Origin of the sequence: Bacteroides celer (assembly GCF_002632415.2) — a bacterium.
In the GTDB taxonomy this organism is placed as follows: Bacteria; Bacteroidota; Bacteroidia; order Bacteroidales; family Bacteroidaceae; genus Bacteroides.
In genome coordinates, this window is record NZ_CP178209.1 from 2,546,627 (window position 1) to 2,572,035 (window position 25,409).

General features: G+C 38.9%; 36 protein-coding genes and 3 tRNA genes. 36 read left to right on the plus strand and 3 right to left on the minus strand.

Annotated elements, in window-relative coordinates:
* Positions 1–176 precede the first annotated feature (176 nt).
* Genes zwf through CJF29_RS10105 form a run of 3 tightly spaced genes read left to right on the plus strand, consistent with a single transcriptional unit; the run spans position 177 to position 3,396 of the window.
* Positions 177–1,673 carry a glucose-6-phosphate dehydrogenase gene (gene zwf, locus CJF29_RS10095; protein ID WP_099145882.1) on the plus strand — a complete coding sequence of 499 codons (1,497 nt, stop codon included), beginning with the start codon at positions 177–179 and terminating at the stop codon, positions 1,671–1,673.
* Positions 1,670–2,401 carry a 6-phosphogluconolactonase gene (gene pgl / locus CJF29_RS10100; protein ID WP_176553090.1) on the plus strand — a complete coding sequence of 244 codons (732 nt, stop codon included), beginning with the start codon at positions 1,670–1,672 and terminating at the stop codon, positions 2,399–2,401. The genes zwf and pgl overlap by 4 nt, the downstream gene beginning before the upstream one ends.
* 44 nt (positions 2,402–2,445) lie before the next feature.
* Complete coding sequence (locus tag CJF29_RS10105) at positions 2,446–3,396, plus strand: Dyp-type peroxidase (protein ID WP_099145873.1); 951 nt, start codon at positions 2,446–2,448, stop codon at positions 3,394–3,396.
* A 22-nt stretch (positions 3,397–3,418) separates the two neighbouring features.
* Here the strand turns inward: CJF29_RS10105 and CJF29_RS10110 are convergent, their stop codons facing one another.
* The 3 genes from CJF29_RS10110 to CJF29_RS10120 all read right to left on the minus strand — a co-directional run bounded on the left by CJF29_RS10110 (position 3,419) and on the right by CJF29_RS10120 (position 4,825).
* Positions 3,419–3,631 (minus strand): hypothetical protein, encoded by a 213-nt coding sequence (locus CJF29_RS10110; RefSeq protein WP_099145872.1) that lies wholly within the window; start codon positions 3,629–3,631, stop codon positions 3,419–3,421.
* 260 nt (positions 3,632–3,891) lie between these two features.
* The gene (locus CJF29_RS10115; protein ID WP_141561009.1) at positions 3,892–4,404 is read right to left on the minus strand and encodes a hypothetical protein; all 513 of its coding nucleotides are present in this window, start codon (positions 4,402–4,404) and stop codon (positions 3,892–3,894) included.
* 22 nt (positions 4,405–4,426) lie between these two features.
* A complete protein-coding gene (locus CJF29_RS10120; RefSeq protein ID WP_099145870.1) occupies positions 4,427–4,825 on the minus strand; it encodes a helix-turn-helix domain-containing protein in 399 nt (132 codons plus the stop codon).
* A gap of 159 nt (positions 4,826–4,984) precedes the next feature.
* Here CJF29_RS10120 and CJF29_RS10125 point away from each other — a divergent pair, with 159 nt between their 5' ends.
* The 33 genes from CJF29_RS10125 to CJF29_RS10285 all read left to right on the plus strand — a co-directional run bounded on the left by CJF29_RS10125 (position 4,985) and on the right by CJF29_RS10285 (position 25,349).
* A complete protein-coding gene (locus CJF29_RS10125) occupies positions 4,985–5,278 on the plus strand; it encodes a hypothetical protein (protein ID WP_099145869.1) in 294 nt (97 codons plus the stop codon).
* Between the two features lie 21 nt (positions 5,279–5,299).
* Positions 5,300–5,605 carry a hypothetical protein gene (locus CJF29_RS10130; RefSeq protein WP_099145868.1) on the plus strand — a complete coding sequence of 102 codons (306 nt, stop codon included), beginning with the start codon at positions 5,300–5,302 and terminating at the stop codon, positions 5,603–5,605.
* 464 nt (positions 5,606–6,069) lie between these two features.
* Positions 6,070–6,276, plus strand: coding sequence for a hypothetical protein (locus CJF29_RS10135; RefSeq protein ID WP_099145867.1), 207 nt, complete (start codon positions 6,070–6,072; stop codon positions 6,274–6,276).
* 17 nt (positions 6,277–6,293) lie between these two features.
* Positions 6,294–6,545: a hypothetical protein gene (locus CJF29_RS10140; RefSeq protein ID WP_099145866.1), complete on the plus strand. Its 252-nt coding sequence runs from the start codon at positions 6,294–6,296 to the stop codon at positions 6,543–6,545.
* 6 nt (positions 6,546–6,551) lie between these two features.
* Positions 6,552–6,941, plus strand: a complete 390-nt coding sequence (locus CJF29_RS10145; protein ID WP_099145865.1) for a hypothetical protein — start codon at positions 6,552–6,554, stop codon at positions 6,939–6,941.
* Positions 6,938–7,129 carry a hypothetical protein gene (locus CJF29_RS10150; protein ID WP_099145864.1) on the plus strand — a complete coding sequence of 64 codons (192 nt, stop codon included), beginning with the start codon at positions 6,938–6,940 and terminating at the stop codon, positions 7,127–7,129. The genes CJF29_RS10145 and CJF29_RS10150 overlap by 4 nt, the downstream gene beginning before the upstream one ends.
* Positions 7,130–7,184: 55 nt before the next feature.
* Positions 7,185–7,253: transfer RNA gene (locus CJF29_RS10155), tRNA-Lys, on the plus strand.
* 597 nt (positions 7,254–7,850) lie between these two features.
* Positions 7,851–7,977: transfer RNA gene (locus CJF29_RS10160), tRNA-OTHER, on the plus strand.
* A gap of 90 nt (positions 7,978–8,067) precedes the next feature.
* Positions 8,068–8,165, plus strand: a tRNA-OTHER gene (locus CJF29_RS10165).
* A gap of 406 nt (positions 8,166–8,571) precedes the next feature.
* Entirely contained in the window at positions 8,572–9,168 is a 597-nt protein-coding gene (locus CJF29_RS10170) for an ERF family protein (protein ID WP_099145863.1), read from the plus strand.
* A complete protein-coding gene (locus tag CJF29_RS10175; RefSeq protein ID WP_099145862.1) occupies positions 9,165–10,073 on the plus strand; it encodes a hypothetical protein in 909 nt (302 codons plus the stop codon). The genes CJF29_RS10170 and CJF29_RS10175 overlap by 4 nt, the downstream gene beginning before the upstream one ends.
* Positions 10,070–10,543 carry a single-stranded DNA-binding protein gene (locus tag CJF29_RS10180; protein ID WP_099145861.1) on the plus strand — a complete coding sequence of 158 codons (474 nt, stop codon included), beginning with the start codon at positions 10,070–10,072 and terminating at the stop codon, positions 10,541–10,543. The genes CJF29_RS10175 and CJF29_RS10180 overlap by 4 nt, the downstream gene beginning before the upstream one ends.
* A gap of 3 nt (positions 10,544–10,546) precedes the next feature.
* On the plus strand, positions 10,547–10,966 hold the full coding sequence (locus CJF29_RS10185) for a hypothetical protein (protein ID WP_004311528.1): 420 nt from the start codon (positions 10,547–10,549) through the stop codon (positions 10,964–10,966).
* 24 nt (positions 10,967–10,990) lie between these two features.
* Positions 10,991–11,596 (plus strand): hypothetical protein, encoded by a 606-nt coding sequence (locus tag CJF29_RS10190; protein ID WP_099145860.1) that lies wholly within the window; start codon positions 10,991–10,993, stop codon positions 11,594–11,596.
* Positions 11,593–13,329, plus strand: a complete 1,737-nt coding sequence (locus CJF29_RS10195; RefSeq protein ID WP_099145859.1) for a DEAD/DEAH box helicase — start codon at positions 11,593–11,595, stop codon at positions 13,327–13,329. The genes CJF29_RS10190 and CJF29_RS10195 overlap by 4 nt, the downstream gene beginning before the upstream one ends.
* Before the next feature lie 177 nt (positions 13,330–13,506).
* The gene (locus CJF29_RS10200; RefSeq protein ID WP_099145857.1) at positions 13,507–13,956 is read left to right on the plus strand and encodes a VRR-NUC domain-containing protein; all 450 of its coding nucleotides are present in this window, start codon (positions 13,507–13,509) and stop codon (positions 13,954–13,956) included.
* On the plus strand, positions 13,953–14,816 hold the full coding sequence (locus CJF29_RS10205) for a hypothetical protein (RefSeq protein WP_099145856.1): 864 nt from the start codon (positions 13,953–13,955) through the stop codon (positions 14,814–14,816). The genes CJF29_RS10200 and CJF29_RS10205 overlap by 4 nt, the downstream gene beginning before the upstream one ends.
* Entirely contained in the window at positions 14,725–15,468 is a 744-nt protein-coding gene (locus CJF29_RS10210; RefSeq protein WP_099145855.1) for an AAA family ATPase, read from the plus strand. The genes CJF29_RS10205 and CJF29_RS10210 overlap by 92 nt, the downstream gene beginning before the upstream one ends.
* Before the next feature lie 5 nt (positions 15,469–15,473).
* Positions 15,474–15,662, plus strand: coding sequence for a hypothetical protein (locus CJF29_RS10215; protein ID WP_081030069.1), 189 nt, complete (start codon positions 15,474–15,476; stop codon positions 15,660–15,662).
* 101 nt (positions 15,663–15,763) lie between these two features.
* Positions 15,764–17,482, plus strand: coding sequence for a ParB/RepB/Spo0J family partition protein (locus CJF29_RS10220; protein WP_099145854.1), 1,719 nt, complete (start codon positions 15,764–15,766; stop codon positions 17,480–17,482).
* A gap of 27 nt (positions 17,483–17,509) precedes the next feature.
* Positions 17,510–18,274: an HNH endonuclease signature motif containing protein gene (locus CJF29_RS10225; protein ID WP_099145880.1), complete on the plus strand. Its 765-nt coding sequence runs from the start codon at positions 17,510–17,512 to the stop codon at positions 18,272–18,274.
* Positions 18,271–18,711, plus strand: a complete 441-nt coding sequence (locus tag CJF29_RS10230) for a hypothetical protein (protein WP_055228898.1) — start codon at positions 18,271–18,273, stop codon at positions 18,709–18,711. The genes CJF29_RS10225 and CJF29_RS10230 overlap by 4 nt, the downstream gene beginning before the upstream one ends.
* A 4-nt stretch (positions 18,712–18,715) precedes the next feature.
* Complete coding sequence (locus CJF29_RS10235; protein WP_229109713.1) at positions 18,716–19,240, plus strand: hypothetical protein; 525 nt, start codon at positions 18,716–18,718, stop codon at positions 19,238–19,240.
* Between the two features lie 108 nt (positions 19,241–19,348).
* A complete protein-coding gene (locus tag CJF29_RS10240) occupies positions 19,349–19,651 on the plus strand; it encodes a hypothetical protein (protein WP_099145853.1) in 303 nt (100 codons plus the stop codon).
* A gap of 111 nt (positions 19,652–19,762) precedes the next feature.
* A complete protein-coding gene (locus CJF29_RS10245) occupies positions 19,763–20,419 on the plus strand; it encodes a ParB N-terminal domain-containing protein (protein ID WP_099145852.1) in 657 nt (218 codons plus the stop codon).
* Positions 20,388–21,140, plus strand: a complete 753-nt coding sequence (locus tag CJF29_RS10250; protein ID WP_099145851.1) for a hypothetical protein — start codon at positions 20,388–20,390, stop codon at positions 21,138–21,140. Before CJF29_RS10245 ends, CJF29_RS10250 begins: the two co-directional genes overlap by 32 nt.
* Positions 21,141–21,251: 111 nt before the next feature.
* Positions 21,252–21,800: a hypothetical protein gene (locus CJF29_RS10255; RefSeq protein ID WP_099145850.1), complete on the plus strand. Its 549-nt coding sequence runs from the start codon at positions 21,252–21,254 to the stop codon at positions 21,798–21,800.
* Positions 21,801–21,869: 69 nt separating this feature from the next.
* Positions 21,870–22,661, plus strand: a complete 792-nt coding sequence (locus CJF29_RS10260; protein WP_099145849.1) for a DUF3560 domain-containing protein — start codon at positions 21,870–21,872, stop codon at positions 22,659–22,661.
* Positions 22,662–22,663: 2 nt separating this feature from the next.
* On the plus strand, positions 22,664–23,128 hold the full coding sequence (locus CJF29_RS10265) for a hypothetical protein (RefSeq protein ID WP_099145848.1): 465 nt from the start codon (positions 22,664–22,666) through the stop codon (positions 23,126–23,128).
* Positions 23,129–23,472: 344 nt separating this feature from the next.
* Positions 23,473–24,180 carry a phosphoadenosine phosphosulfate reductase family protein gene (locus tag CJF29_RS10270; RefSeq protein WP_099145846.1) on the plus strand — a complete coding sequence of 236 codons (708 nt, stop codon included), beginning with the start codon at positions 23,473–23,475 and terminating at the stop codon, positions 24,178–24,180.
* 11 nt (positions 24,181–24,191) lie between these two features.
* Positions 24,192–24,743: a hypothetical protein gene (locus CJF29_RS10275; RefSeq protein WP_099145845.1), complete on the plus strand. Its 552-nt coding sequence runs from the start codon at positions 24,192–24,194 to the stop codon at positions 24,741–24,743.
* Position 24,744: 1 nt separating this feature from the next.
* On the plus strand, positions 24,745–24,987 hold the full coding sequence (locus tag CJF29_RS10280) for a hypothetical protein (RefSeq protein ID WP_099145844.1): 243 nt from the start codon (positions 24,745–24,747) through the stop codon (positions 24,985–24,987).
* 101 nt (positions 24,988–25,088) lie between these two features.
* Positions 25,089–25,349, plus strand: a complete 261-nt coding sequence (locus CJF29_RS10285) for a hypothetical protein (protein ID WP_099145843.1) — start codon at positions 25,089–25,091, stop codon at positions 25,347–25,349.
* Positions 25,350–25,409: the final 60 nt, after the last annotated feature.

The following is a 25,409-nucleotide window of genomic DNA, read 5'->3' on the forward strand; positions in this document are numbered from 1 at the left end:
TATATTTTTATTTACTATGGAGTAACACAGAGTTTCACGTATTTATAATTGTATTTATCGCTCTGTTTTACTTGCAGAAAGAGAGAGAAGAACTCTGTGTTCTCCGTGTCCTCTGTGGTGGACTCATAAATGATTATTTACCATTTCAAAACATAAATCAAAACAATTCTTGAATGATGGATAAATTTGCAATGATAATTTTCGGTGCGTCGGGTGACTTGACCAAGCGTAAGCTGATGCCTGCCCTTTACTCCCTTTACCGTGAAAACCGGTTGACCGGAGAGTTTTCCATATTGGGTATCGGGCGTACGGTCTATTCTGACGATAACTACCGTTCCTATATATTAGAAGAACTGCAACAGTTCGTCAAGTCCGAAGAACAGGACGCAGCTCTTATGGCTTCGTTTGTCTCCCATCTCTACTATTTACCGATGGACCCGGCAAAAGAAGAAGGTTACCCACAACTCCGCCAACGTCTGATGGAATTGACTAACGAGGTAGATCCGGACAATCTGCTGTTCTACCTTGCCACTCCGCCATCACTTTACGGAGTAGTGCCCATCTACTTGAAAGCTGCCGGACTTAACACTCCCCATTCGCGCATCATCGTCGAAAAACCTTTCGGCTATGATCTCGAATCGGCACTTGAACTGAATAAAACGTATGCCTCTGTTTTCAATGAGCATCAAATTTACCGTATCGACCATTTTCTCGGTAAGGAAACGGCCCAGAATGTACTGGCTTTCCGTTTTGCTAATGGTATCTTCGAACCTCTCTGGAACCGTAACTATATCGACTACGTTGAGATTACAGCCGTAGAAAATCTGGGTATCGAGCAACGTGGCGGGTTCTATGAAACGGCAGGTGCGCTGCGGGATATGGTGCAGAACCATCTGATACAGCTTGTAGCCCTTACGGCTATGGAACCGCCTGCTGTTTTCAATGCAGACAATTTCCGTAATGAAGTGGTGAAGGTCTACGAATCTCTAACTCCATTGAACGATGTCGATTTGAACGAACATATTGTTCGCGGACAATATACAGCCTCCGGTAGTAAAAAGGGATACCGTGAAGAAAAAGGAGTGGCTCCCGATTCGCGCACGGAAACTTATATTGCCATGAAACTGGGCATCAGTAACTGGCGCTGGAGTGGCGTTCCGTTCTACATTCGTACAGGAAAACAAATGCCGACGAAAGTAACGGAAATCGTTGTTCATTTCCGTGAAACACCTCATCAGATGTTTCATTGTGCCGGTGGCAACTGTCCGCGGGCGAATAAATTGATTCTTCGTTTGCAACCGAATGAAGGAATAGTGCTCAAGATCGGAATGAAAGTCCCCGGTGCAGGCTTCGAAGTCCGTCAGGTGACGATGGATTTCAGTTATGCACAGTTGGGCGGTGTGCCTAGTGGCGACGCTTATGCCCGTCTGATAGACGATTGTATTCAGGGTGATCCGACTTTATTTACTCGAAGTGATGCAGTAGAAGCCTCATGGAAATTTTTCGATCCGGTGCTGCGCTATTGGAAAGATAATCCCGACGCGCCTCTTTACGGTTATCCCGCAGGTACGTGGGGGCCTTTGGAAAGCGAAGCGATGATGCATGAACATGGGGCCGACTGGACGAATCCTTGTAAGAATTTGACAAATACAGATCAATATTGTGAATTATGAAAATATCAGTTTTTCCCTCATCTATTGAAACTTCACGAGCATTGATACTCCGCCTGGTGGAAATCATGAATGAAGAGCCGGACAGAGTGTTCAATATCGCAGTCAGCGGTGGTAATACCCCTGCTCTGATGTTCGATTTATGGGCGAATGAATATCTGGAAATCACCCCTTGGGACCGTATGCGGATTTATTGGGTGGATGAACGTTGTGTGCCTCCCGATGATTCGGACAGTAATTACGGAATGATGCGCAACCTTCTTCTGGGCATAACTCCTATTCTTTATGAGAATGTATTCCGCATCCGTGGAGAGGAAAAGCCTGCGAAAGAGGCGGTTCGCTATTCGGAGTTAGTCCGGCAGCAAGTGCCGTTTAAACGTGGTTGGCCCGAATTCGATATTATACTGTTGGGGGCTGGAGATGACGGACACACTTCTTCCATCTTTCCCGGACAAGAAGATTTGCTGACTTCAAACTCTATTTATGTGGTCAGTGCACATCCCCGTAACGGGCAGAAGCGTATCGCAATGACGGGATACCCCATTCAGAATGCCCGCTATGTCATTTTCCTGATTACCGGAAAAAACAAAGCCGATGTAGTAGAAGAAATCTGTAATTCGGGAGACACTGGTCCCGCAGCCTATGTGGCTCATCATGCGCAAAATGTAGAACTGTTTATGGATAAAGGGGCTGCCGCATATATTGAAGATCCTAATAAAAAGATGAGTTAGAACATAACTATTTCATTGACGAAACTAATAGAAAAAAGAAGAATATGAATCCTTATCAACCTTCATTTGGTGGTAATATCCCGCAAGACGTAGCTGGGAAACAAGGCGAAAATGTTATCTTTATTGTTTATGCTTTAAAAGATTCGCCTGAAACTCTTGACAAAGTAAAAGATGTGTGTGCCAATTTTTCGGCCCTGATTCGCAGTATGCGTAACCGTTTTCCCGATATGATGTTCAGTTGTACCATGGGATTTGGAGCTGATGCCTGGAGCCGTCTTTTCCCGGAACAGGGAAAACCCAAAGAACTGAACACTTTCGAAGAGATAAAAGGCGAGAAGCATACGGCAGTTTCTACTCCGGGCGACTTATTGTTTCATATCCGTGCAAAACAGATGGGATTATGTTTTGAGTTTGCATCTATCATCGATGAGAAACTTCAAGGCGTAGTTGAGCCTGTCGACGAAACTCACGGTTTCAGATATATGGATGGCAAGGCCATTATCGGCTTTGTGGATGGAACGGAGAATCCGGCAGTTGATGAAAATCCCTATCATTTTGCAGTTGTAGGAGAGGAAGATGCTGATTTTGCAGGAGGCAGCTATGTCTTTGTGCAGAAGTATATTCACGATATGGTTGCGTGGAACTCCTTGCCTGTGGAAGAACAGGAGAAAGTGATCGGGCGTCGCAAGTTTAACGATGTCGAACTGTCTGATGAGGAGAAACCTCAAAATGCGCATAATGCCGTCACTAATATTGGTGATGACCTGAAAATAGTGCGTGCCAATATGCCGTTCGCCAATACGTCTAAAGGAGAATATGGTACCTACTTCATCGGTTATGCAAGTACGTTCACTACTACCCGGCAGATGTTGGAAAGTATGTTTATTGGCAATCCGGTAGGCAATACCGACCGTTTACTGGACTTTAGTACAGCAGTAACGGGAACACTTTTCTTTGCTCCTTCCTACGATTTACTGGGTGAACTGGGCGAATAAAAAATAAAAGACTGGAGGAGGATTACACTTTGGTAATCTCCTCCACTACATATTGGTCTTTTACTTTCTTGCAAGTACATACGAAGAATTCCGGATGTTTCAGAGCTCCTTGTAAAGTATCAGGAAGAATCATTTCTTTAGTATGACGGTCCATTGCAACCGTTGCATACAGGATACCTTCGCTCTTGCATTTCTCTATTAATTCACTTTTTAGTTCTTCTACACTATATTCCATTTGTGTGATCCTTTGTCACTGCAAAGTTATGGAAAATATGTATATTTTATGCAATTATATTCCTGTAATAAATAAAAAATAGCTCCCTTGTTCGTCCGCCGACGAGGGAGCTATCAACACAAAAACTAAACTAGACTAATTATTTTGTTTCTTATAGAACGACTTCATTTTCAGTGTATATACCTATGCTGTATTTTTGTCTTGGACAAGAATACGGAAACAAATTACTTTATGTGCTGTCTAATTTCATGCTTTTTATATTATTTAGCTTGATTGAATTGATTGTATAAACTCTGCAATTTGGATGAATCTTTCTCTTTTAATTCTAGATCTCTATATCCATCGCTAAGTGTAATTCGCATCTTTGTAACACTTTCGTTTGAGAGTTTATTAAGTTCGCTACTTGAACAGGTTAAGTAGATTCCTAGTTTGTTATTAATCCCATTGGGATTCCAGTCTCCTGGTTTTGTAAGTGTGTATTCGAGATTGTAGACTTTTATAATGTTACTATTCGTCTTTAGTAGAATTTCCTTTCCTTTATCACATGATGCCACACAATCTGTGAAAATACGAAACTCAATGAAGTCTGTACCACCTTCGTGTCTGAATCTTATGCGTGTTTGATTTTTACCAGTTGCACCACCTGAATATATTTTTTCCCATGAAGTGGTAATTACTTTTTCACCTGTGAAATCATCAATCTGTGTATTTACTTTTTGAGCAAAACAGATTATTGGCAAAAATGCCAAAATAAATAAGAAGCTTTTCTTCATGTTTGTATGTAGTTTTATATGATTATCCTGCATTTCGTTCATTCTTCAACATAGCCAGTTCCCCTTTCGCTTTTTTAAGCTCATCAGTGAGTAGCTGATTTGTTCTCATATATTCATTAAGCGTTCCTTGAAGCGTAGCTATCGTGTCTACCAAACGCTCCATGCGTTCAATATTTGGGTCAGGTGTTTCTTCTGAAAGTAACATTTGACCTTTTCCGCGAAGTAGCCATTCTGCGGAAATATCTTCATAGGTCAGTAGAATTGAAGTTAATACTTTTGCGGAAGGTTCTGTTCCACGTTGAAACATTGATGCTATTACAGATTGTGTTACACCTATTTTTTTCGCAAATGCGCTATCTGTAATGCCAGCAGACAGAATTATTTCTCTAATTCTTCCATTAATCGTGTCGTTATTTGCCATAAATCAAATCAATCAAAAGTTAATAAAACGCAAATGCGATAAAATAAAAGTCTTTCTGTTTTTATAATAACGCAAATGCGATTATATTTGCATCATAAATCAATCAATCATACAAACATACAAAAAATGATTGATAAAACCAATTAAAAAATAACGATTATGAGCTACAATTTATCACAAATCATGAAGTCTGCACACCGCAATTACAAGAAAGGTGGAAAAACATTTTCAGAGTGTTTAAAATCTGCATGGAGCTTTGCAAAACTTCAAGAAAGTTTCTCACCGGAAGCGGTGAAAGAGAGAACTGATAAATTCTTAGCTAAGAAGCAAGAAGAATTTAGCAAGGCTGCTAAAGCTACACCTAGCAAGGAATACAATAATCTTAATATTCCCGCTTCTGCTTATTACAACCCAAATAGCACTCAATACGGTGCACATTACGTCGGAGATTAATAACCAATAAATATTTCAATTATGGAACTACAGGAAATGACTAAAGCACAGTTAATCGAAAAGGTAGAAGAATTATCTACCAGTCTTGATGAGAATATTTATCGTAACGATGAATTAGCAGCAAAGGTACTGGAACTTGAGAAAATTGAAAATGAGCTTCGTGCAGAAAACGATTCGCTCAAGAAAGAAAATATAGATTTGAAGGGTTCTGTTGAAAATTATCGTGGGTGGTGGCAAAGTGAGTCTAAAAAACTAGAAAAGATTAAAGAATCTTTGAAAGCTGCTTCTATCGTTTTTCGGGCGATCACCTATGAAGCTATTAACTAGCCCTCACTAAAGTCAAACCAAACCGCCGGTTATCCGGAACCCAGTCCGGTCTTTGAGCCTGCCCTTGAAGGGAGACTGGGAACAACAGAGAAGAGTTCTTTAACATCTTGGAACATATATGGCTTACGTAGCAGGAATATGAAGCCCGTGAGGGTAGGTAGTTAGGCTGTAGTAAGACGGTGGTTTGGTACACCGGAGTAGAACCGTGATAAGCGATAAAGGCGAGGTTCAAAAATTGCCCTGCAACCGAATAGCAGAGGATTTCGGTAAGTATATAGATAGAATTAATGTGAATAACATATAAGAGCGATGTAGCTCAAGCTGGTTAGAGCGCTGTGTGTGGTGGATGGTTGAGAGTTCGAGTCTCTCAAGAAACACTCTTAGCTTAACGGAAGAGCACCACAAACAGAGGTCAGCGGTTCGAATCCGTTCATCGCTTCAAGTTTAATTTAAAATTTAATTGTATGGAAAAAGAAATTCAGAAACGCAGTATAATCAATGTTTTGCGAAACATGGATGTCGGTGATGAAGAAGTGTTTCCCATTACTCAAAAAACGTCTGTGGTTTTCACTTTAAATCAGAGATTATATAAGGAAAAAGGGGATGGCATGTCCTGGACTACTAAATCTTATGTTCAGGATGGAATATTAAAGGTTACTAGAACTACTTAACTTATTTGCTTATTGAGATGATTAGAGGTGAAATGGCTGAAATATTGCTAGACAATATACTCCGTTTGTTTTCGACAGAGATATTCGGGAAAGATAGGTCAGCATACTATGTAGGTGGCGAGAAAAAGTTGATTAGTCTCATTGAAGCAGGTAAGATTGAAAGTGACAAGCCTGTGAACGCTCAAAATGGTAAATGGCATTGTAATGCAGCACATGTATTACTTCATTGCCGGTGTGCAAGAAAGAAGGGTAAATCAAAAAAGAAATAGAAATTTATGGATGAATTTGAATACATCGGTTTATTTCTTACTAAAGAAAGTAGAAATAAACTATTGGATTTGTTGCCTCCATTTGAAGGGAAAATGTACTTAGACCACTGCACTCTACTACATAAGAGTCAGAATGGCAAAGCTAAAGCCGAGACAATAATGCGTGCATTTGAATTCCATGGAGGCAAAAAATTCTTAGTTAATATAGTGGCAATTGGATGGAATGATAAAGCTATGGCATTCAAATGTGTTCCATCTTGGCTTTCTTGTATGAATAAAACTCCACACATTACTATACGTACATTCAGTGATGGAAATCCTGTTGATAGTAATGCTATTGAAAAGTGGATAGATATTATACCTGTTATTGTCGAAGCTAATTTAGATAAAAGATGAAAACATTGAAGATCATTCATAATATTTTCACAGTAGTTGCATTAATAGCAGCTATGTATATAGGAGGAGGAATCGAAGCGTCAAGAAGTGATATTGCTTGGTCATATATCATATTCTTCATAGTTGTTGCTTTGCTGGCTGCTAGATTCATCTATGAAGATAAGAAACAAAATAAAGATAGCCTGTGAAGGTTTGCATTGCTTAATTTTATTAGTCATGATTAGCCCGGTTCGCCGGGCACTTGTTGGGGTAGCTCAATTGGTAGAGCGCATGTTTTACATGAGGTCAGCGGTTCGAATCCGTTTCCCGGCTCAACTCTAAATGAGTTAAGTAACCCGTGAGGGTGAATATATCAAATCAATCAAAGTAGCCGGTAGTGTCCGGCTACGAATTGAAGGAATGGCGAAAGAGGCAGACGCGCTACTCAACAATAGGGAATGTCAGCCCTTAGATGTAGTGAGCATGACAACTCATCCCGGTTCGATTCCGGGTTCCTTCACAGAGATAATTCTCATTTATGTTTAACTAACAATACCGAAGTAAGGAGCTTCGTGGGGTGTGAGTCCCTTATTTATTTGATTTAAGTGTTCTACATCTATCCCGGTGTGTTTTGATCGGCTATCCGGGAGCAAAGTAACTCGTGAGAGTGAACTCATGTTTTTCATAGTATTAGAACTTGAAGTCCACATCATAGCGTTGATGTGGCAAAAACGGGGAGGTATTCTCAATGGTAAAGAGAGCATAAAGAAAGCGTACGAAGTGCTTTATGTATTGCAGATGCAATTATTTAGGTTCGACTCCTAAACTGCCCCACAATGGCTTATTATAGCTAAATGATTGTTTGCCGTGTTTTTTATTTTTGTGTTTGTGTTTCCAAGTGGACGGTTCGTGAGAATAGTTCACTTATATGAAGCTTTGGCGTAATTGGTAGGCGCGCTCAATATCAGAGTTGGTTCAGTGGAAATCTGTATATGAGTATCGTAGGACCCTTCGAGAAAGTAGACACCCAGTGCAGGTTCGAGTCCTGCAAGCTTCACAAGCTCGTGAGAGTTATTTAGTAGTTTTGTCGTGTTTTATTTTGTGTGTTTGGTACATGGTTCGTGAGAATAGTGTACCTTTTTTAATTGGAGAAATGGCGGAATTGGTAGACGCAAGTATGCAGATAGATTGAAGAAAGTCATACATAGGTAATCTATCGTCCCGGTTCGAATCCGGGTTTCTCCACACCTAACCAGTTATAGATGTTGTGTCTTTATTTAGTGTTGTATCATGATAAGATGTAATGGTTCGTGAGAATAGTACATCTTTTTTTATTTGGGCGGGCAGTATTCTTGGATGAAACATTACAGAGTGCGCACAATGTAAAGAGGTCGGTTCGATACCGGCACCGTCCACATATTTAGATGTGCATAAATCAGCGGGAGCCGTACACCCTTTAAGCGTAGCCGATCCATAAGGTACATTGGACTTTTTTGTAACATATGCTTTTCTGCCTGTACAATATCGTACAGGCAGTTTTTTGTTACAAAAAAGGCGTTAAAATGGCGAAGTTTCTGTTTGCATATCTTGTCAATAAAAGATAACTTTATAGATGTAAAGAATTAAAAGTCAAACCATTAATTTCAGAATTATGAAAGAATTAGTAACCATTCAGCAAAAGCTGAAAGCCCCCAAAGGGCAGTATAATACTTTCGGTAAATACAAGTACCGTAGTTGTGAGGACATTCTTGAATCAGTGAAACCTGTTCTTGCTGAAACAAAATGTACATTAACTCTAAGTGATGAGATGATCGCAGTAGGTGATAGGATCTATGTAAAAGCGACTGTCACTTTGACTAATGACAAGGGAGAAAAAGAAGTAACTACTGCTTTTGCAAGGGAAGAAGAGACAAAGAAAGGAATGGATGGGAGCCAAATCACTGGGGCCTCATCTTCTTATGCAAGAAAGTACGCTCTTAACGGTCTGTTTTGCATTGATGATGCAAAAGACAGCGATTCGACCAATACTCATGGTAAAGAAGAGACTCAACAACCTGCAAAAACACCGGTAAGTACGGATAAGGCAGTATATACAGGTGCTCAATTGAAAAATGCTATTGCTGAAATGCTTGCTGTTAAAAGTCGTGCTGAACTTGAAAAGGTTTGGTATGGACATGAAGCAATGCAAAATGATAATGAATTTAGAAATGCCTGTATGGAAATGGGCAAAATTTATCCTGCACAATGATAGAATTAGTTAGGTCAGGTGTAGTTTTCAATGAAGAAAACCACACCTATTTTCTTGGTGAAAAACAGTTGAAAGGTATAACGGGAATGATAAGCCGGCAATTATTCCCGGATAAATATAAGGCTGTTCCTGAATTTATATTGAAGAGAGCTGCTGAAAAAGGTAGCCGTATCCATGCTCAATGTCAGTTTGTTGATACTACCGGTTTCACGCCTGAAAGTGTTGAAGCGGAGAATTATTTGAAAGAGCGGACGAAAGCCGGATATAAGGCTTTTGCTAATGAGTACACTGTGTCTGATAACGAATACTTTGCATCAAACATTGATTGTGTTTGGGAAAAGGACGAGAAAATCAGCCTTGGCGACATCAAGACTACTGCAAGCCTTGACCGTGAGTATTTGAGTTGGCAGTTATCAATCTATGCCTATTTGTTTGAACTTCAAAATCCACTTATCAAAGTTGATAAATTGTTTGGCATTTGGCTACGAGGTGATAAATCTGAATTGGTTGAGATTGGACGTAAACCGGATGCAGAGGTTAAGAGATTACTGGAGTGTGAGATTAAGGGTGAACACTTCTTGCCTAATACTCCTGTTCCTGTCGATGAGAAGCTGCTTATTCCCATGCAATTAGTAGATACTATCATTGATATTGAGGAACAAGCGAGCTATATCACTGAAGTGCAGAAAGGTTATAAAGAACAGCTTAAAAGTGCCATGCGTGAGAATGGTGTTAAATCATGGGACGCTGGCCGGTTACGTGTTAGTTATACTCCTTCTTCAACGGGTAAGAGTTTTGATACAAAGAAGTTTCAGGAAGATCACCCGGAACTTTATTCTCAATATTTAAAAACGTCAATTAAAGCGGATAGTATTCGTGTAACTATAAGGGAGGAAGGAAAATGAGTGTCAATAAAGTAATTCTTATAGGACGTGCCGGTAAAGACCCGGACGTGAGAACATTGGACGGTGGAGCAAAAGTAGCTTCTTTATCTTTTGCCACAACAGATAAAGCGTACACCTTGCAAAATGGAACCCAGGTACCGGAGCGTACAGAATGGCATAATCTTATTTTTTGGAATAAGACTGCTGAAATAGTTGAGAAGTACGTCCATAAAGGAGATAAGTTGTATATAGAAGGTAAGTTACGCACTCGTAACTATGACGATAGCAAAGGAGTTAAGCGCTACATCACTGAAGTCTTTGTTGATAGTATCGAGATGCTTACACCGAAAGTTCAGCAACAGGCTGCTCCTGTACCTCCACCATTACCAACGCAACAGCCTACACAGAGGCAGCAACAACAGGTACAACAGCCTGCATATCAGCAACAGTCGTTTCAACAGGCACCACCGCCTGATGATTTACCATTCTAATATATGGCAGAAGCTATTCTAACAAAACAAAACGGGGTAGTCACAATGGATAAGTCGTTTGACTACCTCTGTTCCACGCTCAAAAATGGAACTTACACTGTAAGTATCAAGAGAAAGGTAGAACCACGTACACTGTCACAGAATGCACTAATGTGGTTGTGGTTCGCTTGTATTGAGAGGGAGACAGGTACGGATAAGTTAGATGTTCATGATTACTATTGTCGGAAGTTTCTTCCACGGCAAATATGTATGAATGGAAATATTGTTTCGGTTGTTGGAAGTACTTCTAAATTGAATACGATCCAAATGAAAACTTTCATGGATAAGGTTCAGGCTGATGCTGCCACCGAATTAGGAATCAATTTGCCATTGCCTGTTGACCAGTACTATAAAGATTTTATTAATGAATACCTGCATAGGTAAGTATTAACTAAAAATTTAATTAAAATGGATTTGAATATTTCAAAAGCAAAATTGACCAAAAAGGGATGTCTTGAAGTGGTCTATGCAGACAAGGAGGGAAACGATATTGTTTTCAAGGGGATTAATCCTGTTCATCCGGATTTGAAGGATTCGCTTAATAAGCTTATCCCTTACATTGTCGATATTACAGAGCAGAAAGAAGCCGGGTACATTAATTGGGAACGTCCGGATTCATGTCTTGAAGATGAGTTTTTCAAGAAGTTCAATGTAACCGGTGTTAGCATTGGTGGTGACTCTTCCTTTGAAGTTTGTGTGCTGACTGGTAAGCGAACTCTTATGACGAGCAAAGTTCTTAATCTTTGTTCTCCTGGTATTGGTTTCGATCCGGACAACGAATCGTATGTGCATTGTGAGGAGTTTCGTGATGCAGTTTACAATTTCTTGTATGAAGCAGAACTCTATGTTACAGAGAATAAATGTTCAGAGATTCAAAGGGAGTTCGAGTTTAAAGATGGTGAGGACCCGTTTGAAAAGACAGATGAAGCTACTGAAGCAATGAATGAGAGTGAAGATAATGAGGTATTCTCAACTGTTGAACATCAAGAATTAGTATTAGAACCTGCTTCATGAAACCAATCTATGTGACTAAGACGCCAAATCTGTACCGGATTCAGTTCGAGTATCACCCAAAGTTGGTCGAGGTCATAAAGATGATACCAAGTAAGCCACGCTACGACGGGACAGACCGGGCGTGGCTTGTTAGTATCAATGATGTGCGTTATCCTGTTGGACGTGATGCCAATTGGTATGTGAGAGCTTTTTCGCAATGGGCTGTTCAAATGCGTTTCTGTTCTACTGTTAAGGAACGTGAGGTTACTGAAGATATTAATTATGATATTCCTCCGATGAAACCTTTTGTCGGTGAACACTATATGTTACTTCAACCTTACGAGTATCAACTTGAGGGAGTACAGTATGCAATAGAGCACAAACGCTGTTTTTTCGGAGACCAGCCCGGGTTAGGTAAAACGTTGCAAGCTATATGTGCAGCTGTTAAGGCACATAAGGAAGCGCCTATATACGGTGAATCTTTTCCTGTACTTGTAATTTGCCCTGCTGCATTGAAAGTCAACTGGCAACGTGAATTCAAGAAATTCGCAGGGATTAACGCCATTATACTTGATGACAGAAACCGCCAGTCCTGGCAATCTTTTTATGAGTGTAAGAAGTCTGATGGCAGCCCACTTTGTGAGGTATTCATTACGAATTATGAATCACTGAATAAGTTTTTTGTGAGGTCTGTAAATAAGGAATCCAAGTTCACAATGAAAAGTATTGCTTTCGATCAGCGTGTTTCTTTGTTCAGGTCTGTTATCATTGACGAATCTCACAAATGTAAATCAAGTAAGACACAGCAAGGAAAGTTTGTAGAAGGTATCTGCAAAGGAAAACGGTATGTATTCGCATTGACCGGTACTCCTGTTGTCAACAATAATACAGACTTGATACAACAGCTAAAAATATTAGGTCGATTAGAGGACTTTGGAGGATATAGCCGGTATGTTGAAAGGTATTGTGATGGTCCCAAACAGGCATCCAACGTTAAAGAGCTAAATTGGCGACTATGGAATACTTGCTTTTTTCGTCGTGAGAAGTCAAAGGTGCTTACACAACTTCCGGACAAGACCCGTCAATACTTGACAGTTGATATCACTACCACCAAAGAGTATAAGGCTGCTGAGGCTGATATGGTAAAATACTTAAAGAAGTACAAAAATGCTTCGGACGCACAAGTGCAGAAATCAATGAATGGTGCCGTCATGGTGCAGATGCAGCTTTTAAAACAGATATCCGCCAGAGGTAAAATCAAGGCTGTTTGTGAATTTGTCCATGATGTTATCGATGGTGGTGAGAAGCTGATACTTTTCGGTTACTTGAAAGAAGTTGTAGCAGAATTGAAAAAGGAATTTCCTAAAGCTGTTACTGTGACAGGTTCCGATAATGTCAACCAAAAGCAATATGCCGTTGATTCTTTCCAAAATAATCCCGATTGCAAGCTGATTATTCTGAACTTCAAATCGGGTGGTACCGGACTTACTTTGACGGCTGCCAGTCGTGTTGCTTTTATAGAGTTCCCTTGGACTTTCAGCGATTGCGAACAGGCAGAAGATCGTGCGCATCGTAATGGTCAGAAGAACAACGTTAACTGCTATTACTTCTTAGGTAAGGATACTATCGACAAGTATATGTATGATGTGATTCAGACTAAGAAGAACATTGCCAATGGTGTTACTGGTACGGACGATCAAGTAGAAGAGAATATGGTGAATCTTGCAATGGACTTGTTTAGGGATAAATTATGAAGCCATTTAGATTAGTTATAAATGGGCAGAAAACTCATATTCAGGAATACAAGAAAGAAATGTTGTTCGGTCCTGAATGGGAAACCATAATATCCTTTGTCGGTTGCAAGAACAGGTGTAAACAAATCGTTGACCTTCTAAATGAATGTGCAACGATTTCAAAAAACAAGCAGAAAAATGACTGAAGAAGATATTCGTAAATTGGAGGTGAAATATTCTGAAACTAAGATACAACACATTTGTGTAACTTGGTTCAGAGAAACGTTTCCCAATGTAGGCCCTTTACTCTTTGCTATACCAAACGGCGGCGTCAGGACAAAGAAAAGCGGTGCTATGCGTAAATATGAAGGTGCCATCGCTGGTGTTGCTGATTTGATTCTGCTTTTTCCTCGCGGTGGTAAGAGCAGTCTTTGCATAGAGATGAAAACTCCACATGTAAAAGGTAAACGTGCCGGAACGCAGTCTGATGAGCAAAAAGCGTGGCAGGCATTAGTTGAGAAATATGGTAGTGTATATGTCGTTTGTCATGGGTTGATTGAGTTCATTAATAGCGTTTGCTATTATCTGAAAGCTGACCCTCAACCTTATATAAACAATGTCTTACGGAATTATTATAAATTGATATGACTTATATTGAACTTATCAATAGGTTTTGGGAACTTGATGAAAGCTGGCAATTTTCCTGCTGTGAAACGAGGCTTTATTTTTACTTGCTAAAAATTGCGAATCGTTTAGGCTGGGAGGATAACTGGACACGTAGTGATACAAAGGTGTCATCTGACGTGGGAGTGTCTGTAAAAGTATTCAAGTCCGCCCGAAATAGATTATTTCAAGCAGGTCTTATTGAATGTAAACAAGGCAATGGAAGAGGCAATAAATCAACGTATTCTATAAAAGGTGTACAAAAAGGTATGCAAAATATACCACCTTTACAGCAACCTTTAGGTACACCTTTAGGGCACCCTTTAGGTACACCTTTTCAAGAAAGCTCCCCCATACCCCCTAAAGAAGAATATAAGACAGAGACAAAGACAAAGAAAGAACCCCCTAAAGGGGGTAAGAAAGAAAGTAGCTCTGGCGAGCTTTTCCCACCCTTTAAACCGGAGAAACCTAAAAGAGTCGCAAAAGAATTTATTGCTCCTACGCTTGATGAGGTTATCCAACACTTCATCAAGCAAAATGCTCCGGAACGTTTAGATGATTGGCAAGAGCAAGCAGAAATATTCTTCAATCACTTTGACTCGATAGGGTGGAAGAATGCCAATGGAGTGAAAATAGAGCGGTGGGATTCCAAAGCAAACCTTTGGATACTGGATCGTATTCGTGAAAATCGAAAAAATGAATTAGACCATGACGGAAGAGGAAAAGAATCTATCAAGCAAACTTCAAAATTTGATGGAGAAGGAAGCCGGCAAGCGCAAGCTGACGCTCCAACAGATAGAGAATCTGATACAAAGGCACAAGGAAAGTATTCAGGACGTTTCTGAGTATGATTTAACTGATACACAAGAGTATTACAGCCATTGGAATTTAATTTCTAACCTTGGTACGGATTATACAGAACGGGAGTTTAGAAAATTTGATGTTGATGATAACAACTCTAAACTAATTCAGTTTCTTCTGTACTACTTCAACGGATGCCGGTATGCTCAAAATGTGTTTCCGGAAGAGAATTACAAGGTTCATAAGAATCTTTTGCTTGTTGGTGAACCTGGCACTGGGAAAACAATGTTGATGCAGATTTTTGCAGATTATTTGAAACTTACTTGTAACCCCAATGCTTTTGAAAACTTGTCTGTAACTCAAATGATGAATTACTATAAAATTCATGGGCATATTGACTTGTACACTTACAATGAGAATCAATCTAAAGGGTTTAAACCAAACCCCTTTAATATCTGCTTGAATGATATCGGTCTGGAAACGGAAAATCAAAAATCGTATGGTACCAGCCTCGATTCGGTTATTGATGAATTTCTTTATGCCCGGTATGAGATTTTTCAGCAATACGGCAAGAAGTATCATATAACATCGAATCTTGGCATAGCCGAATTTAAGAAACGTTTCGGGCCAAGATTAGTGGATCGCTTTAAAACGTTTAATGTTCTCCCTCTGTGTGGTGAGAGCCGTAGAATATAGCTACTATGAAAGTTATAATTTACTGGGTTACTAAAGATCCGGATAAAATTGCTCGTATCAGAGAGCGTTTCGGTATTGGAACTTATCGAAGTGTGAACGGTGAAACACCTGCTGAAATACGAGAAGAAGACATGGAACTTCTTCGGGAAACTGAAAGAAGAGGATTTATTCAAATACGTAATAAACCTCAATGAAAATGGCGTTAAAATGGCGAAGTTTCTGTTTGCATAACTTGTCATTTTACGATAACTTTACTGATGTAATAAACTAAAAGTCAAACCAATATAATTAAATTATGGAAGTACAAAACATTAGAATTGACCTTATCAGTCCTTCTCCTTTGAATCCGAGAAAGACTTTTGATGAAGCAGCTCTTCAAGAGCTTGCAAGTAACATTGAGAAACAAGGCTTATTGCAGCCTATCACTGTCAGAGTAGCCAAATCCGAAGATGTGACCGATTTAGAGACCGGTGATGTAACAACAATCCCTTGTTCGTATGAGATTGTTTGTGGTGAGCGTCGTTTTCGTGCTGTATCATTATTGAAAGAAAAGGAAGATAAAGAGAATGTTGCTAAAATCAAGGCCCACCGGAAAAAGTCTGAGCAATTTCAAACAATCTCCTGCATTGTCAGAGAGATGACAGATGATGAGGCTTTTGAAGCAATGATCACAGAAAATCTTCAAAGGAAGGATGTTGATCCTATTGAAGAAGCTTTTGCCTTTGCTCAACTCACGGAAAAAGGACGGACTTTGGAAGATATCGCTCTTAAATTCGGAAAGTCTACTCGCTTTGTCTTTGATCGTATAAAGCTAAATGGTCTTATTCCGGAACTGAAAGAACGTGTAAGAAATGGAGATATACCATTATCCGGTGCTATGATTCTTTCTAAATTGGAGGATAGCTCGCAAATGGAATTTCATAAAGGGAATCAGAATCAGTGTAGTACAGATATGATTCGAAGGTTTGTAGGCAGTTCTTTTCTTGAAATTGATAAAGCTGATTGGATTGAAGAAAATGCAGATAATTGGGATAACGGGGAATTTAAACCATGCGCACAATGTGAGAACAACACTGTCAATCACGGTTGCCTATTCTATGAAATGAATAATAAAAATGCAAGATGCATCAATCCTGATTGCTTTAGAAAAAAACAGATAGCTTATCTGATACGTAAAATCCAACTTGAAAGTGAGTTCCTTGTTAAAGCTGGTGAACCGCTTTCATTCGGGAAAACTGTTATAATGGAGACTAAACTTGACACTTATTGCAGTGATTCGAGAAAAGCTTTCTTGGAACAGACACTCGAAGCTGTTAGAAGCCTTGGATTTGAAATGATAAATCCGGATGAAGTATTTAAGGGTAAGTGTTGGTATGCTGAAAATGATGAGCGTACTCAAAAAATGCTTGAGGATGGTGAGATTTATCGTTGTATATCATTGTGGAATTATTATTGTCCTGAATTTGATGTAGAATACTATTATATAAGAAAAGAGCTATCTTCCAGTACTTCAGCTCTTGCAGATCCTAAAGATATAGAAAGGGAGAAGATAAATGAAAAGTTGAAGAAAGCTAAGGATAAGGTAATCGAGAAGAGTTCTGAAACTATGAGAAAATGGGCACAGGAAAAGCCCTATTATAAGCGTAATAAAGAGTTATCCGTTGATGAACAAACTGTGTTCGATGTAATGATTCTCCGGAATTGTAGTAGTAAATATTTGGAAACACTAAAACTTTCTACTTATAAGAAAGAGTCTGATTTTGTTAAATACGTGAAGAACAACCAAGCTGATCGTAATCAATGGTATCGCGCTTTTATTGCTAACAATCTTTCAAGCAATGATGTGATGTTCTATCCGTATATGCAGAAATGCCAAAACATTCTCTTTGCAGAACAATATCCTGATGATTACACTGAACTTGGTAAGCAGCTCGCTACTTCTTTCGACAAGAAACAAAAGAAACTCAATGAGAGATTGAAAGAACTTGAAAACGATAACACAGAGGAAGCCTAACGGTTTCCTCTCTTTATTGATATGCTTATGAAAACGTGGACTGATGAACAACTCGCTATACTTGATAGCGAGTATTCAACTGCTGATTTGAAAGAGCTTGCCAAACGCCTTTGCAAAACACTTACTGCTGTAAAAGCAAAGGCTTTGAATCGAAAGCTTAGGCGCTCTCCAAAAACTGGATTTTGGAATAGTGAGAGGGTTGAAAAATTAAAAGAGTTGTATCCCAATCATACTAATGAGGAAATAGCACAGATATTAGGTACAACTTATTCTGCCGTAAATGGAATAGCGTTCAAATTACGACTCTTTAAATCTAAAGAGTTCAAATTCCAATGTGCTTCTAAAAGTTTCTTTCCCAAAGGACATCAACCAATGAATAAGGGACGTAAGCAAACAGAATATATGTCTGATGCTCAAATTGAAAAAACGAAAGCTACACGTTTCAAAAAGGGATGTATCCCAAAGAATCATAAAGAGGTTGGATATGAACGCATAACCCGTGACGGTTACATTGAAGTGAAAACTGCTGAACCGAATGTCTTTGAGCTTAAACACCGGCTTGTATGGATTGAGCATAATGGAGAAATTCCTTCTGGTTACAATATTCAGTTCAAAGATGGAGATAAGCAAAATATTTGTATCGAGAACCTATACATGATTAGTCGTTCTGAACAAATGAAAACGCAAAACTCAATGTATGCCCGGTATCCGGAAGATGTTCAGTACCTCATCAAGCTAAAAGGAGTTTTGAATAGACAAATTAATAAAGCAACAAAAAAGAATGAATCATGAGTGATAATGCAATAGATAGATTAAAGGAAATGGTTAACAAACCGTTCCTTTATCAGAATGAAGAAATTGTAATTCTCAACTACTGTGACGGTACCGGTGATGATGGAACCGAAGTTGAAATATACTTGAACAATGGCAAAGTGCTGATATTTAGTATGTTTGATTTAGCTTCCAAGTTGAACCGTTTCCGGTCGATAACAAATACAGTTGTTGTGTTGGCAAATGAACGGTTGAATAAGGTATCTACTGTGAATCCTACTATCTTACAGGATATGAGAGACTTGGTTCTACAACAAATAAAGGACGTGAAAGAAGATCCTAATAAAGTAAATCAGGCCAAACAGGTTTTTCAAGGTGTCAATACTCTTATTAACCTTGCTAAAACAGAACTGGAATACAGGAAATATATGGATACAACGGACCCTATAAATAAGTAGTTGCATGTTGACAGATAAAGAAAGAGAGGTCATTGAAGTTTCCTGTAAACTGCATAATTTATTTTGTAATCTCCCTGTGTTTCATGTATCAGATATCAGAGAGGAAGTCATACATATTCATGCGATCCAAAATATGATAATGGCTCGTGAGGCATACAGGAGCAATCCGAAAATGTTCCCTATTAAAAATGGGCATCCCAATAATATGCCAATAGGTATTCTTGCTACTACTCCCATGAATTTTGTGAGTTTTGATAATATTCCTATGGCCAGTGAAAAACGTATTCATCTCCAAAAGTATAGAATGAAAAAATTAAGAATAAAAAAAGTAGATGCTACTTACTTTAGTCTTTCTAAGTATATGCGTTTAGAAGGGCAATTTCAAGCAAAGAATTTCCAGACTGCCTATTTCTTGCAAGTTAGGATATTAGGTTTTTGGTTTACAATTCAAACGTATATTTCCATTGATAGTAATTACGCTTTGCTTTGTGCAACTGAAGCGATGGAAAAGCTACAAGAAAAACTTTAATTATCATGTGTATGTATAAAAGGACTATTTACAGATTCCATATAAGGGACCAGCCTGCATCAAACAGTGTGAGATTATTATTAGTCTAACAATTTAACCTAATCATTTATGATAACATTGAATAAGTTGGCCCCTAAAATATTAAAGATTATAGAGCGCCGCTTTCATCTGAATGATAATACTTCTAAAAAGGCTTTCAGTTTAAAAATATCGGCTGCCTGGAGGAAGTTTGATGAATTATCAGAATTACCATGCGACGATATAAAAGACCATCCGGAATATAAAAAGAGAGCTGCTGATATTATAATAGTTACCGTTGCTTTTCTAAAACATTACGGATGTAAGGATATCGAGGCTGAAATTAAGAGAGCAATAGATTTGCTTTCTGAGGAGTCAGAGAGAGGTGATTAAGGTGTTGTTACTGACTGTTAGTGTTGTTGATTTTAATATAGTTGGTTATGGCAGAGATAATTCAAGTCTGCTGGCTGACTGTTAGTGTTGTTGATTTTAATATAGTTGGTTATGACAGAGACAATTCAAGTCTGCCTACTTGATTTTAATAAGGGGCAGCTCACGGGATTACCGAAAAATCCGCGCTTTTTCCGTGACTATCGCTTTGAAGCGATGAAGAAAAGCATTCAGGATTCGCCTGAAATGCTTGAACTTAGGGAGCTCATAATATTTCCCTATAATGATGGCCGGTATATTGTTGTTTGTGGGAATTTACGTTTGCGTGCATGTAAGGAGCTTGGTTACAAAGAGCTTCCATGTAAGGTCCTGGCACCTGATACCCCTGTTAAAAAGTTGAGAGAGTATGCTACAAAGGATAACGTCAATTTCGGTGAGAATGATTTGGACGTTATGGAAAATGAATGGAATAAAGCAGAACTCCAAGACTGGGGTATCGAGTTCGGGCCGAAGAAGAAGGAGGATGAATTTAAAGAGCGCTTCGATGCCATCACAGATGATACAGCCATTTACCCCCTTATTCCTAAATATGACGAAAAGCATGAGTTGTTTATCATAACCTCAAGCAATGAGGTAGATAGTAATTGGCTTCGTGAAAGGCTGGATATGCAGCACATGAAGTCGTACAAGACCGGGAAAGTAAGTAAGAGTAATGTAATCGACATAAAAGATGTTCGCCATGCCCTGCAAAATAGTAATACCAAGTCATAAGCGCCATGACCGGGTGTTCGCTAAAAAGTTGGTGAACGATCCTATAATTTGCGTTGCTGAAAGTCAAGCTGACTTGTACCAGCAGTTTAACCCGGAATGTGAAATAGTTACTCATCCGGACGATGTAATCGGCCTCATCCCTAAACGTAATTGGATGGCGAAACATTTTGGTGAACTTTTCATGCTCGACGATGATGTTCATGCCTGTAAAGCGATCTATGCAGAAAAAGGTGAACCGTGCCGGGTGAAAGATAAGGATAGAATCACCAATATTATTCAATCTCTATTTGAGATGGCCGGTATGATGGATGTTCATCTTTTCGGTTTCACTTCTCGAATATCACCTGTGATGTATGACGAAACCGGTTTTCTTTCCCTGTCTAAAATGATAACCGGTTGCAGCTATGGAGTAATCTATAATAAAAATACCTGGTGGAATGAAGAAATACGCTTGAAGGAAGATTTTTGGATTTCCTGTTATATGAAGTACAAAGAGCGTAAGATTTTGACCGATTTGCGTTACAATTTTGAGCAAAAGAGCACTTTCGTGAATTCCGGTGGACTTGCTTCTATCCGGAATCAAGAAGAGGAGCGTAGATCCATTCTATTCATCAAAAAGAATTTTGGTGATAGCATCCTATTGAAGAGTGCTACCAATAATGGAAAGGATAAAACTAAGCAGCTTGTACAGTATAACATATCCTGCAAATTCAAGTTCTAATAACCTGTAAAAAAGGCGTTTAAATGGCGTTCAATCTGTTTGCTATATCCGTCTTTTTTAGCTAAATTTACTGATGTAATCAATTAAAAGTCAAACCATTAAATTAGAATTATGATTATTAGAACAGTTTGCGGATATGATTTCTTCGAGGTGAGTTCTGCAATGCAAAAAGCGATCCGGCGAGCCGATACCGGGGTAGCCGGCTTTTTTGCCTTGGAATTATGGGCGAGTGGATACCGCGACTATGTGTGGAAGCGTTTATATACCATTAGTGCAGAGGATTGCTTCGGTATCATAACAAAAGAGATAGAAGCATTATGGCAAGGTCATGAGCTGGTAAATAAAAATGCTACTGCCCCCAAAGGCAGGATATTTGTCAGCAAAGCGGTTATTCTTCTTTGTGAATGTAGGAAGAACCGGGATGCAGATCATTTGCAGAACTTGATTTATGACAGAAGAGATGTTGACATAGAAAAATGGATAGATGATGTTAGACGTTATCCTATTGCCATCCCAGTATATACTTTTGATGTACATACAAGGAAAGGGAAAAAGCAAGGTAGGACCAAAGAAGAGTTTTTCCGGGAAGAATTTGAAGCGTTACAGCCGCGAGTTCCCGGATTATTTGATGATTTGCTTCCTACTGATAAGTCGAAGTAATGATAAGACCACGGTTTAGCTGTGGTCTTTAAATTTTATAAAAGTCAAACCAAATTAAACCAAAGAATTATGAACAGAAAAGAAAGGCAGGAAGCCAGAGCTAACAGACTAAGAGAGCTTTCAGTAAATGCAGCGAAACAGTCAACAGAGGCGTATAATCAGAGCTACAAAATGGTTGAGCACATTCCTCCTGGACAACCTATACTTGTAGGGCATCATTCAGAAAGGGGGCATCGCAGTCTTTTGAACCGCTCCTGGAATGCTCTGGGAAAGTCAGTTAAATTAGGTGAGAAGGCAGAATACTTTGAACGTAAAGCCGAAGCTGCTGAAAATAATAACTCCATTTATTTAGGAGATGATGACGCAGTAGACAGATTACAAGAAAAGGTCGATGCGTTAGAGAAAGCTCAAGGGATGATGAAAGCTGCTAATAAGATAGTTAGAAGTAAAAAACTAAATGATATTGCAAAGGTTGAACAACTGCAAACTTTAGGTTTTTCAGAGAATAAAGCTATCGAGCTAACTAAACCTGACCGTTATGGCGAGTATGGTTTTCCTTCTTATATGCTTTCTAATAATAATGCACGTATCCGGGATGCGAAGCAGCGTCGTGATCGAGCAAGAAAGCTAAAAGAGACAGAAGATAAAGAATACACTATCAGTGGTGTACGTGTCGTTGAGAATGCTAAAGAGAACCGTCTGCAGTTATTTTTTGCCGGTATTCCGAGTAAGGAAATCCGGTCACAGTTGAAAGAAAATAATACTTTTAGGTGGACTCCCTCTATTGGTTGCTGGCAGTCATACCTCAATCGTTGGTGTATAGAGCGTGCGAAAGTTATCTTAAATTCAATTACTGAATAATGATGGGGGAGTTGTCAAGAGAAGCCTCATTACAAAGGGTAATGAGGGCATCAGGTCGTGTACCTGTTCAATGTTCATGTAGCATTTGTAAACAACAATGTCATACTCCTTGTCTTGGTACTCCTGATGATATTGAAAGGATTATTGATGCAGGTTATGCCGACAGGTTAGCGCTGACGAACTGGGCTGCTGGTATATTCTTAGGGGTTATTAATATTGCTATTCCGATGATTCAACCTGTTGCTGGCAAAGAGTATTGTGCTTTCTTTGAAAATGGGTTATGTATTTTACATGATAAGAATTTGAAACCAACTGAAGGACGTTTATCTCACCATACGGTAAGGAAAGATAATTTTAATCCAGTTATGAGTCTTGCTTGGAACGTTGCAAAAGAATGGATGATGACTGATAATATGGAGGTAATTTCTCGTGTGTTAAATAAGTTTCAAAATAAACGAAGGCTATGAGTACACATTCATTTGTACGTGTTGATTGCAAAGCATTTGCGAAATGTGGAATAAAATCCCTTTCGCATTGCCGTCGATATCGCGGTGAAGATAATTATTGTAAGGGATGTACTCTTATTCGTCGTAAACCTCGAAATAGAAAGTTTGATGCAGGTGGTAGAGAGATGAAAAAATGTACCCATTGCGGCCACTATTTCTATCTCAATCGGTTTTACGCAAATACGATTACTTCGCATGGAAAAAAATACCGGTGTTTATCGTCATGGTGCCGTATGTGTATGTCACAGGTTAATAGCGAGAGGGCAAAGCAAAAAAAAGGACTCACCTAATAATAAGTTTCTTGTATGAGATATTATGCTTCAGTTAGTTTTGGCAAGGATTCTTTGGCAATGCTTTTCATGCTAATAGAAAAAGGATATCAGTTGGATGAAGTCGTTTTCTATGATACAGGTATGGAATTTCAGGCAATCTATAACACTCGTGATGCTGTTCTTCCAATTCTTAAAAAACTTGGCATTAAATATACAGAACTGCATCCGGAGCAACCTTTTCTTTGGACAATGTTTGAAAAGCCGGTTAAGAAAAGAGGGACTAATATTATCCATAAAAAAGGATATAGTTGGTGTGGGGGAACATGCCGGTGGGGAACGAGTGAAAAACTTCGTGCGTTGAAAGCTCACACAAAAGATGGAATTGATTATGTCGGTATTGCTGCCGATGAGATGCATCGCTTTGAAAAAGAAAATCGGGCTAATCGGGTTTTACCACTTCGTGACTGGGGGGTTACAGAAGCAGATGCACTCCAGTACTGTTATACAAAAGGCTTTGTTTGGTGTGAGGATGGAGTAAGGCTATATGAACTACTTGATCGTGTGAGTTGCTGGTGTTGTGGAAATAAGAACTTGAAGGAGTTGAAGAATATGTATTTGTACCTTCCATGGTATTGGAAAAAGCTGAAAGAACTTCAGTTAAATACCGATAGGCCCTATCGGCGTAATAGTGGAGAAACCATTTTTGATTTAGAGGAAAGATTTAAACGTGAAATGCAATAGAAAGAGTTATTATGATTCCCATATGTGTAAATGGAAGAGATTATTATAATCGAGAAGAAGCACTTGCTGCCTGGTTCGAGGAATGGTTAATGAAACAAGACTTTGAGCAAGATCTTATTGATCGAGAGCTGGAACTTGAATATCGAAAGACTCATCCGGATTGGAACACTCCTTATGTGATGTATGGTGTTCGGAAAAAACATAAGTGTATCCAAAAGAATGAAATTGCCGTGTTTTATGACTTGTTACCTAGACAAAAGCGAGCCCGTACTGCTGAAACACATTGGTATAAAGTATTGTACAAGAGAAAGGCCACTCCTGAAGAAGTTGAGTCACTCAAGGCTGGGGAATATACCCGTAGATATTTAGTGTATTCCCTGTTTATTGAGAAGAAAATGACTCTTGACAAGGCTTTATCTCTTATAGTTGCCGATGATAAATTATTAGGAATTGCGGATAATACCATCTCTGAAATTGTAACAGCCTTTGAGACTTTCTTTAACCGTAAATTTAGAATTTATAAACCCGAGTTTACAACTCAACTTAATTTATTTACAGAGTAATATGAAAACAACAATTATTTCATGTGTGATTTTGTTTGTGTTCCTGCTATATGTAGGGCACTTGTCTATAACAATCAAACCGTTTGCGGTCCAGCTTCCGTACTGGCATCGTTCACTCGGACTATTTCTGTTGATCCTCTCTTTTATAGTATATAATGCCGGTGAACATGCAAAAGGCTACGTCGATGGACTAAAAGAAGGGGAAAGAAAAGTACTTGAATTGTTGAAGAAAAAGACTGAATAAAATGGCGTTAAAAAGGCGAAGTTTCTGTTTGTATAACTTGTCAATAACGATTACCTTTATAGATGTAAGGAACTAAAAGTCAAACCAATATAACTAAAATTATGACCTGGAAAGAAATTAAAAATATCATCAATAATATGGATGGTAGTGAATTAGAAAGTGAAGCTAAATTTTTGAAGAATGGAAATACATTAGTTACTATTTCGTTGGAAAAAACTGCTGAAGAACATTACACAAATTCAGAATGGGGACAATATACGGTACCTAAATCTGATATGAGTGCAGAGGATATACAAGAAGAAAATACTCGTCTTTGTATCAAAGAAGGCGAATTTTACTTTTGGGAAGAATATGAGGAATAATTATGGGATGGGGATTTTTTATATGTCAGATTGATTGCAAGAACCGAAAGAGACTAACCG

Bases quoted from the DNA above. Each gene is read 5' to 3' on its own strand.
- CJF29_RS10245 (WP_099145852.1), top strand. From the start codon at position 19,763: ATGACAGAGACAATTCAAGTCTGCCTACTTGATTTTAATAAGGGGCAG.
- CJF29_RS10125 (WP_099145869.1), top strand. From the start codon at position 4,985: ATGAGCTACAATTTATCACAAATCATGAAGTCTGCACACCGCAATTAC.
- CJF29_RS10235 (WP_229109713.1), top strand. From the start codon at position 18,716: ATGTTGACAGATAAAGAAAGAGAGGTCATTGAAGTTTCCTGTAAACTG.
- CJF29_RS10255 (WP_099145850.1), top strand. From the start codon at position 21,252: ATGATTATTAGAACAGTTTGCGGATATGATTTCTTCGAGGTGAGTTCT.
- CJF29_RS10275 (WP_099145845.1), top strand. From the start codon at position 24,192: ATGATTCCCATATGTGTAAATGGAAGAGATTATTATAATCGAGAAGAA.
- CJF29_RS10200 (WP_099145857.1), top strand. From the start codon at position 13,507: ATGACTGAAGAAGATATTCGTAAATTGGAGGTGAAATATTCTGAAACT.
- CJF29_RS10175 (WP_099145862.1), top strand. From the start codon at position 9,165: ATGATAGAATTAGTTAGGTCAGGTGTAGTTTTCAATGAAGAAAACCAC.
- CJF29_RS10265 (WP_099145848.1), top strand. From the start codon at position 22,664: ATGGGGGAGTTGTCAAGAGAAGCCTCATTACAAAGGGTAATGAGGGCA.
- CJF29_RS10250 (WP_099145851.1), top strand. From the start codon at position 20,388: ATGCCCTGCAAAATAGTAATACCAAGTCATAAGCGCCATGACCGGGTG.
- CJF29_RS10280 (WP_099145844.1), top strand. From the start codon at position 24,745: ATGAAAACAACAATTATTTCATGTGTGATTTTGTTTGTGTTCCTGCTA.
- CJF29_RS10260 (WP_099145849.1), top strand. From the start codon at position 21,870: ATGAACAGAAAAGAAAGGCAGGAAGCCAGAGCTAACAGACTAAGAGAG.
- CJF29_RS10105 (WP_099145873.1), top strand. From the start codon at position 2,446: ATGAATCCTTATCAACCTTCATTTGGTGGTAATATCCCGCAAGACGTA.
- CJF29_RS10210 (WP_099145855.1), top strand. From the start codon at position 14,725: ATGGAGAAGGAAGCCGGCAAGCGCAAGCTGACGCTCCAACAGATAGAG.
- CJF29_RS10285 (WP_099145843.1), top strand. From the start codon at position 25,089: ATGACCTGGAAAGAAATTAAAAATATCATCAATAATATGGATGGTAGT.
- zwf (WP_099145882.1), top strand. From the start codon at position 177: ATGGATAAATTTGCAATGATAATTTTCGGTGCGTCGGGTGACTTGACC.
- CJF29_RS10215 (WP_081030069.1), top strand. From the start codon at position 15,474: ATGAAAGTTATAATTTACTGGGTTACTAAAGATCCGGATAAAATTGCT.
- CJF29_RS10220 (WP_099145854.1), top strand. From the start codon at position 15,764: ATGGAAGTACAAAACATTAGAATTGACCTTATCAGTCCTTCTCCTTTG.
- CJF29_RS10195 (WP_099145859.1), top strand. From the start codon at position 11,593: ATGAAACCAATCTATGTGACTAAGACGCCAAATCTGTACCGGATTCAG.
- pgl (WP_176553090.1), top strand. From the start codon at position 1,670: ATGAAAATATCAGTTTTTCCCTCATCTATTGAAACTTCACGAGCATTG.
- CJF29_RS10110 (WP_099145872.1), bottom strand. From the start codon at position 3,631: ATGGAATATAGTGTAGAAGAACTAAAAAGTGAATTAATAGAGAAATGC.
- CJF29_RS10120 (WP_099145870.1), bottom strand. From the start codon at position 4,825: ATGGCAAATAACGACACGATTAATGGAAGAATTAGAGAAATAATTCTG.
- CJF29_RS10230 (WP_055228898.1), top strand. From the start codon at position 18,271: ATGAGTGATAATGCAATAGATAGATTAAAGGAAATGGTTAACAAACCG.
- CJF29_RS10180 (WP_099145861.1), top strand. From the start codon at position 10,070: ATGAGTGTCAATAAAGTAATTCTTATAGGACGTGCCGGTAAAGACCCG.
- CJF29_RS10270 (WP_099145846.1), top strand. From the start codon at position 23,473: ATGAGATATTATGCTTCAGTTAGTTTTGGCAAGGATTCTTTGGCAATG.
- CJF29_RS10115 (WP_141561009.1), bottom strand. From the start codon at position 4,404: ATGAAGAAAAGCTTCTTATTTATTTTGGCATTTTTGCCAATAATCTGT.
- CJF29_RS10145 (WP_099145865.1), top strand. From the start codon at position 6,552: ATGGATGAATTTGAATACATCGGTTTATTTCTTACTAAAGAAAGTAGA.
- CJF29_RS10185 (WP_004311528.1), top strand. From the start codon at position 10,547: ATGGCAGAAGCTATTCTAACAAAACAAAACGGGGTAGTCACAATGGAT.
- CJF29_RS10225 (WP_099145880.1), top strand. From the start codon at position 17,510: ATGAAAACGTGGACTGATGAACAACTCGCTATACTTGATAGCGAGTAT.
- CJF29_RS10130 (WP_099145868.1), top strand. From the start codon at position 5,300: ATGGAACTACAGGAAATGACTAAAGCACAGTTAATCGAAAAGGTAGAA.
- CJF29_RS10205 (WP_099145856.1), top strand. From the start codon at position 13,953: ATGACTTATATTGAACTTATCAATAGGTTTTGGGAACTTGATGAAAGC.
- CJF29_RS10170 (WP_099145863.1), top strand. From the start codon at position 8,572: ATGAAAGAATTAGTAACCATTCAGCAAAAGCTGAAAGCCCCCAAAGGG.
- CJF29_RS10140 (WP_099145866.1), top strand. From the start codon at position 6,294: ATGATTAGAGGTGAAATGGCTGAAATATTGCTAGACAATATACTCCGT.
- CJF29_RS10150 (WP_099145864.1), top strand. From the start codon at position 6,938: ATGAAAACATTGAAGATCATTCATAATATTTTCACAGTAGTTGCATTA.
- CJF29_RS10190 (WP_099145860.1), top strand. From the start codon at position 10,991: ATGGATTTGAATATTTCAAAAGCAAAATTGACCAAAAAGGGATGTCTT.
- CJF29_RS10135 (WP_099145867.1), top strand. From the start codon at position 6,070: ATGGAAAAAGAAATTCAGAAACGCAGTATAATCAATGTTTTGCGAAAC.
- CJF29_RS10240 (WP_099145853.1), top strand. From the start codon at position 19,349: ATGATAACATTGAATAAGTTGGCCCCTAAAATATTAAAGATTATAGAG.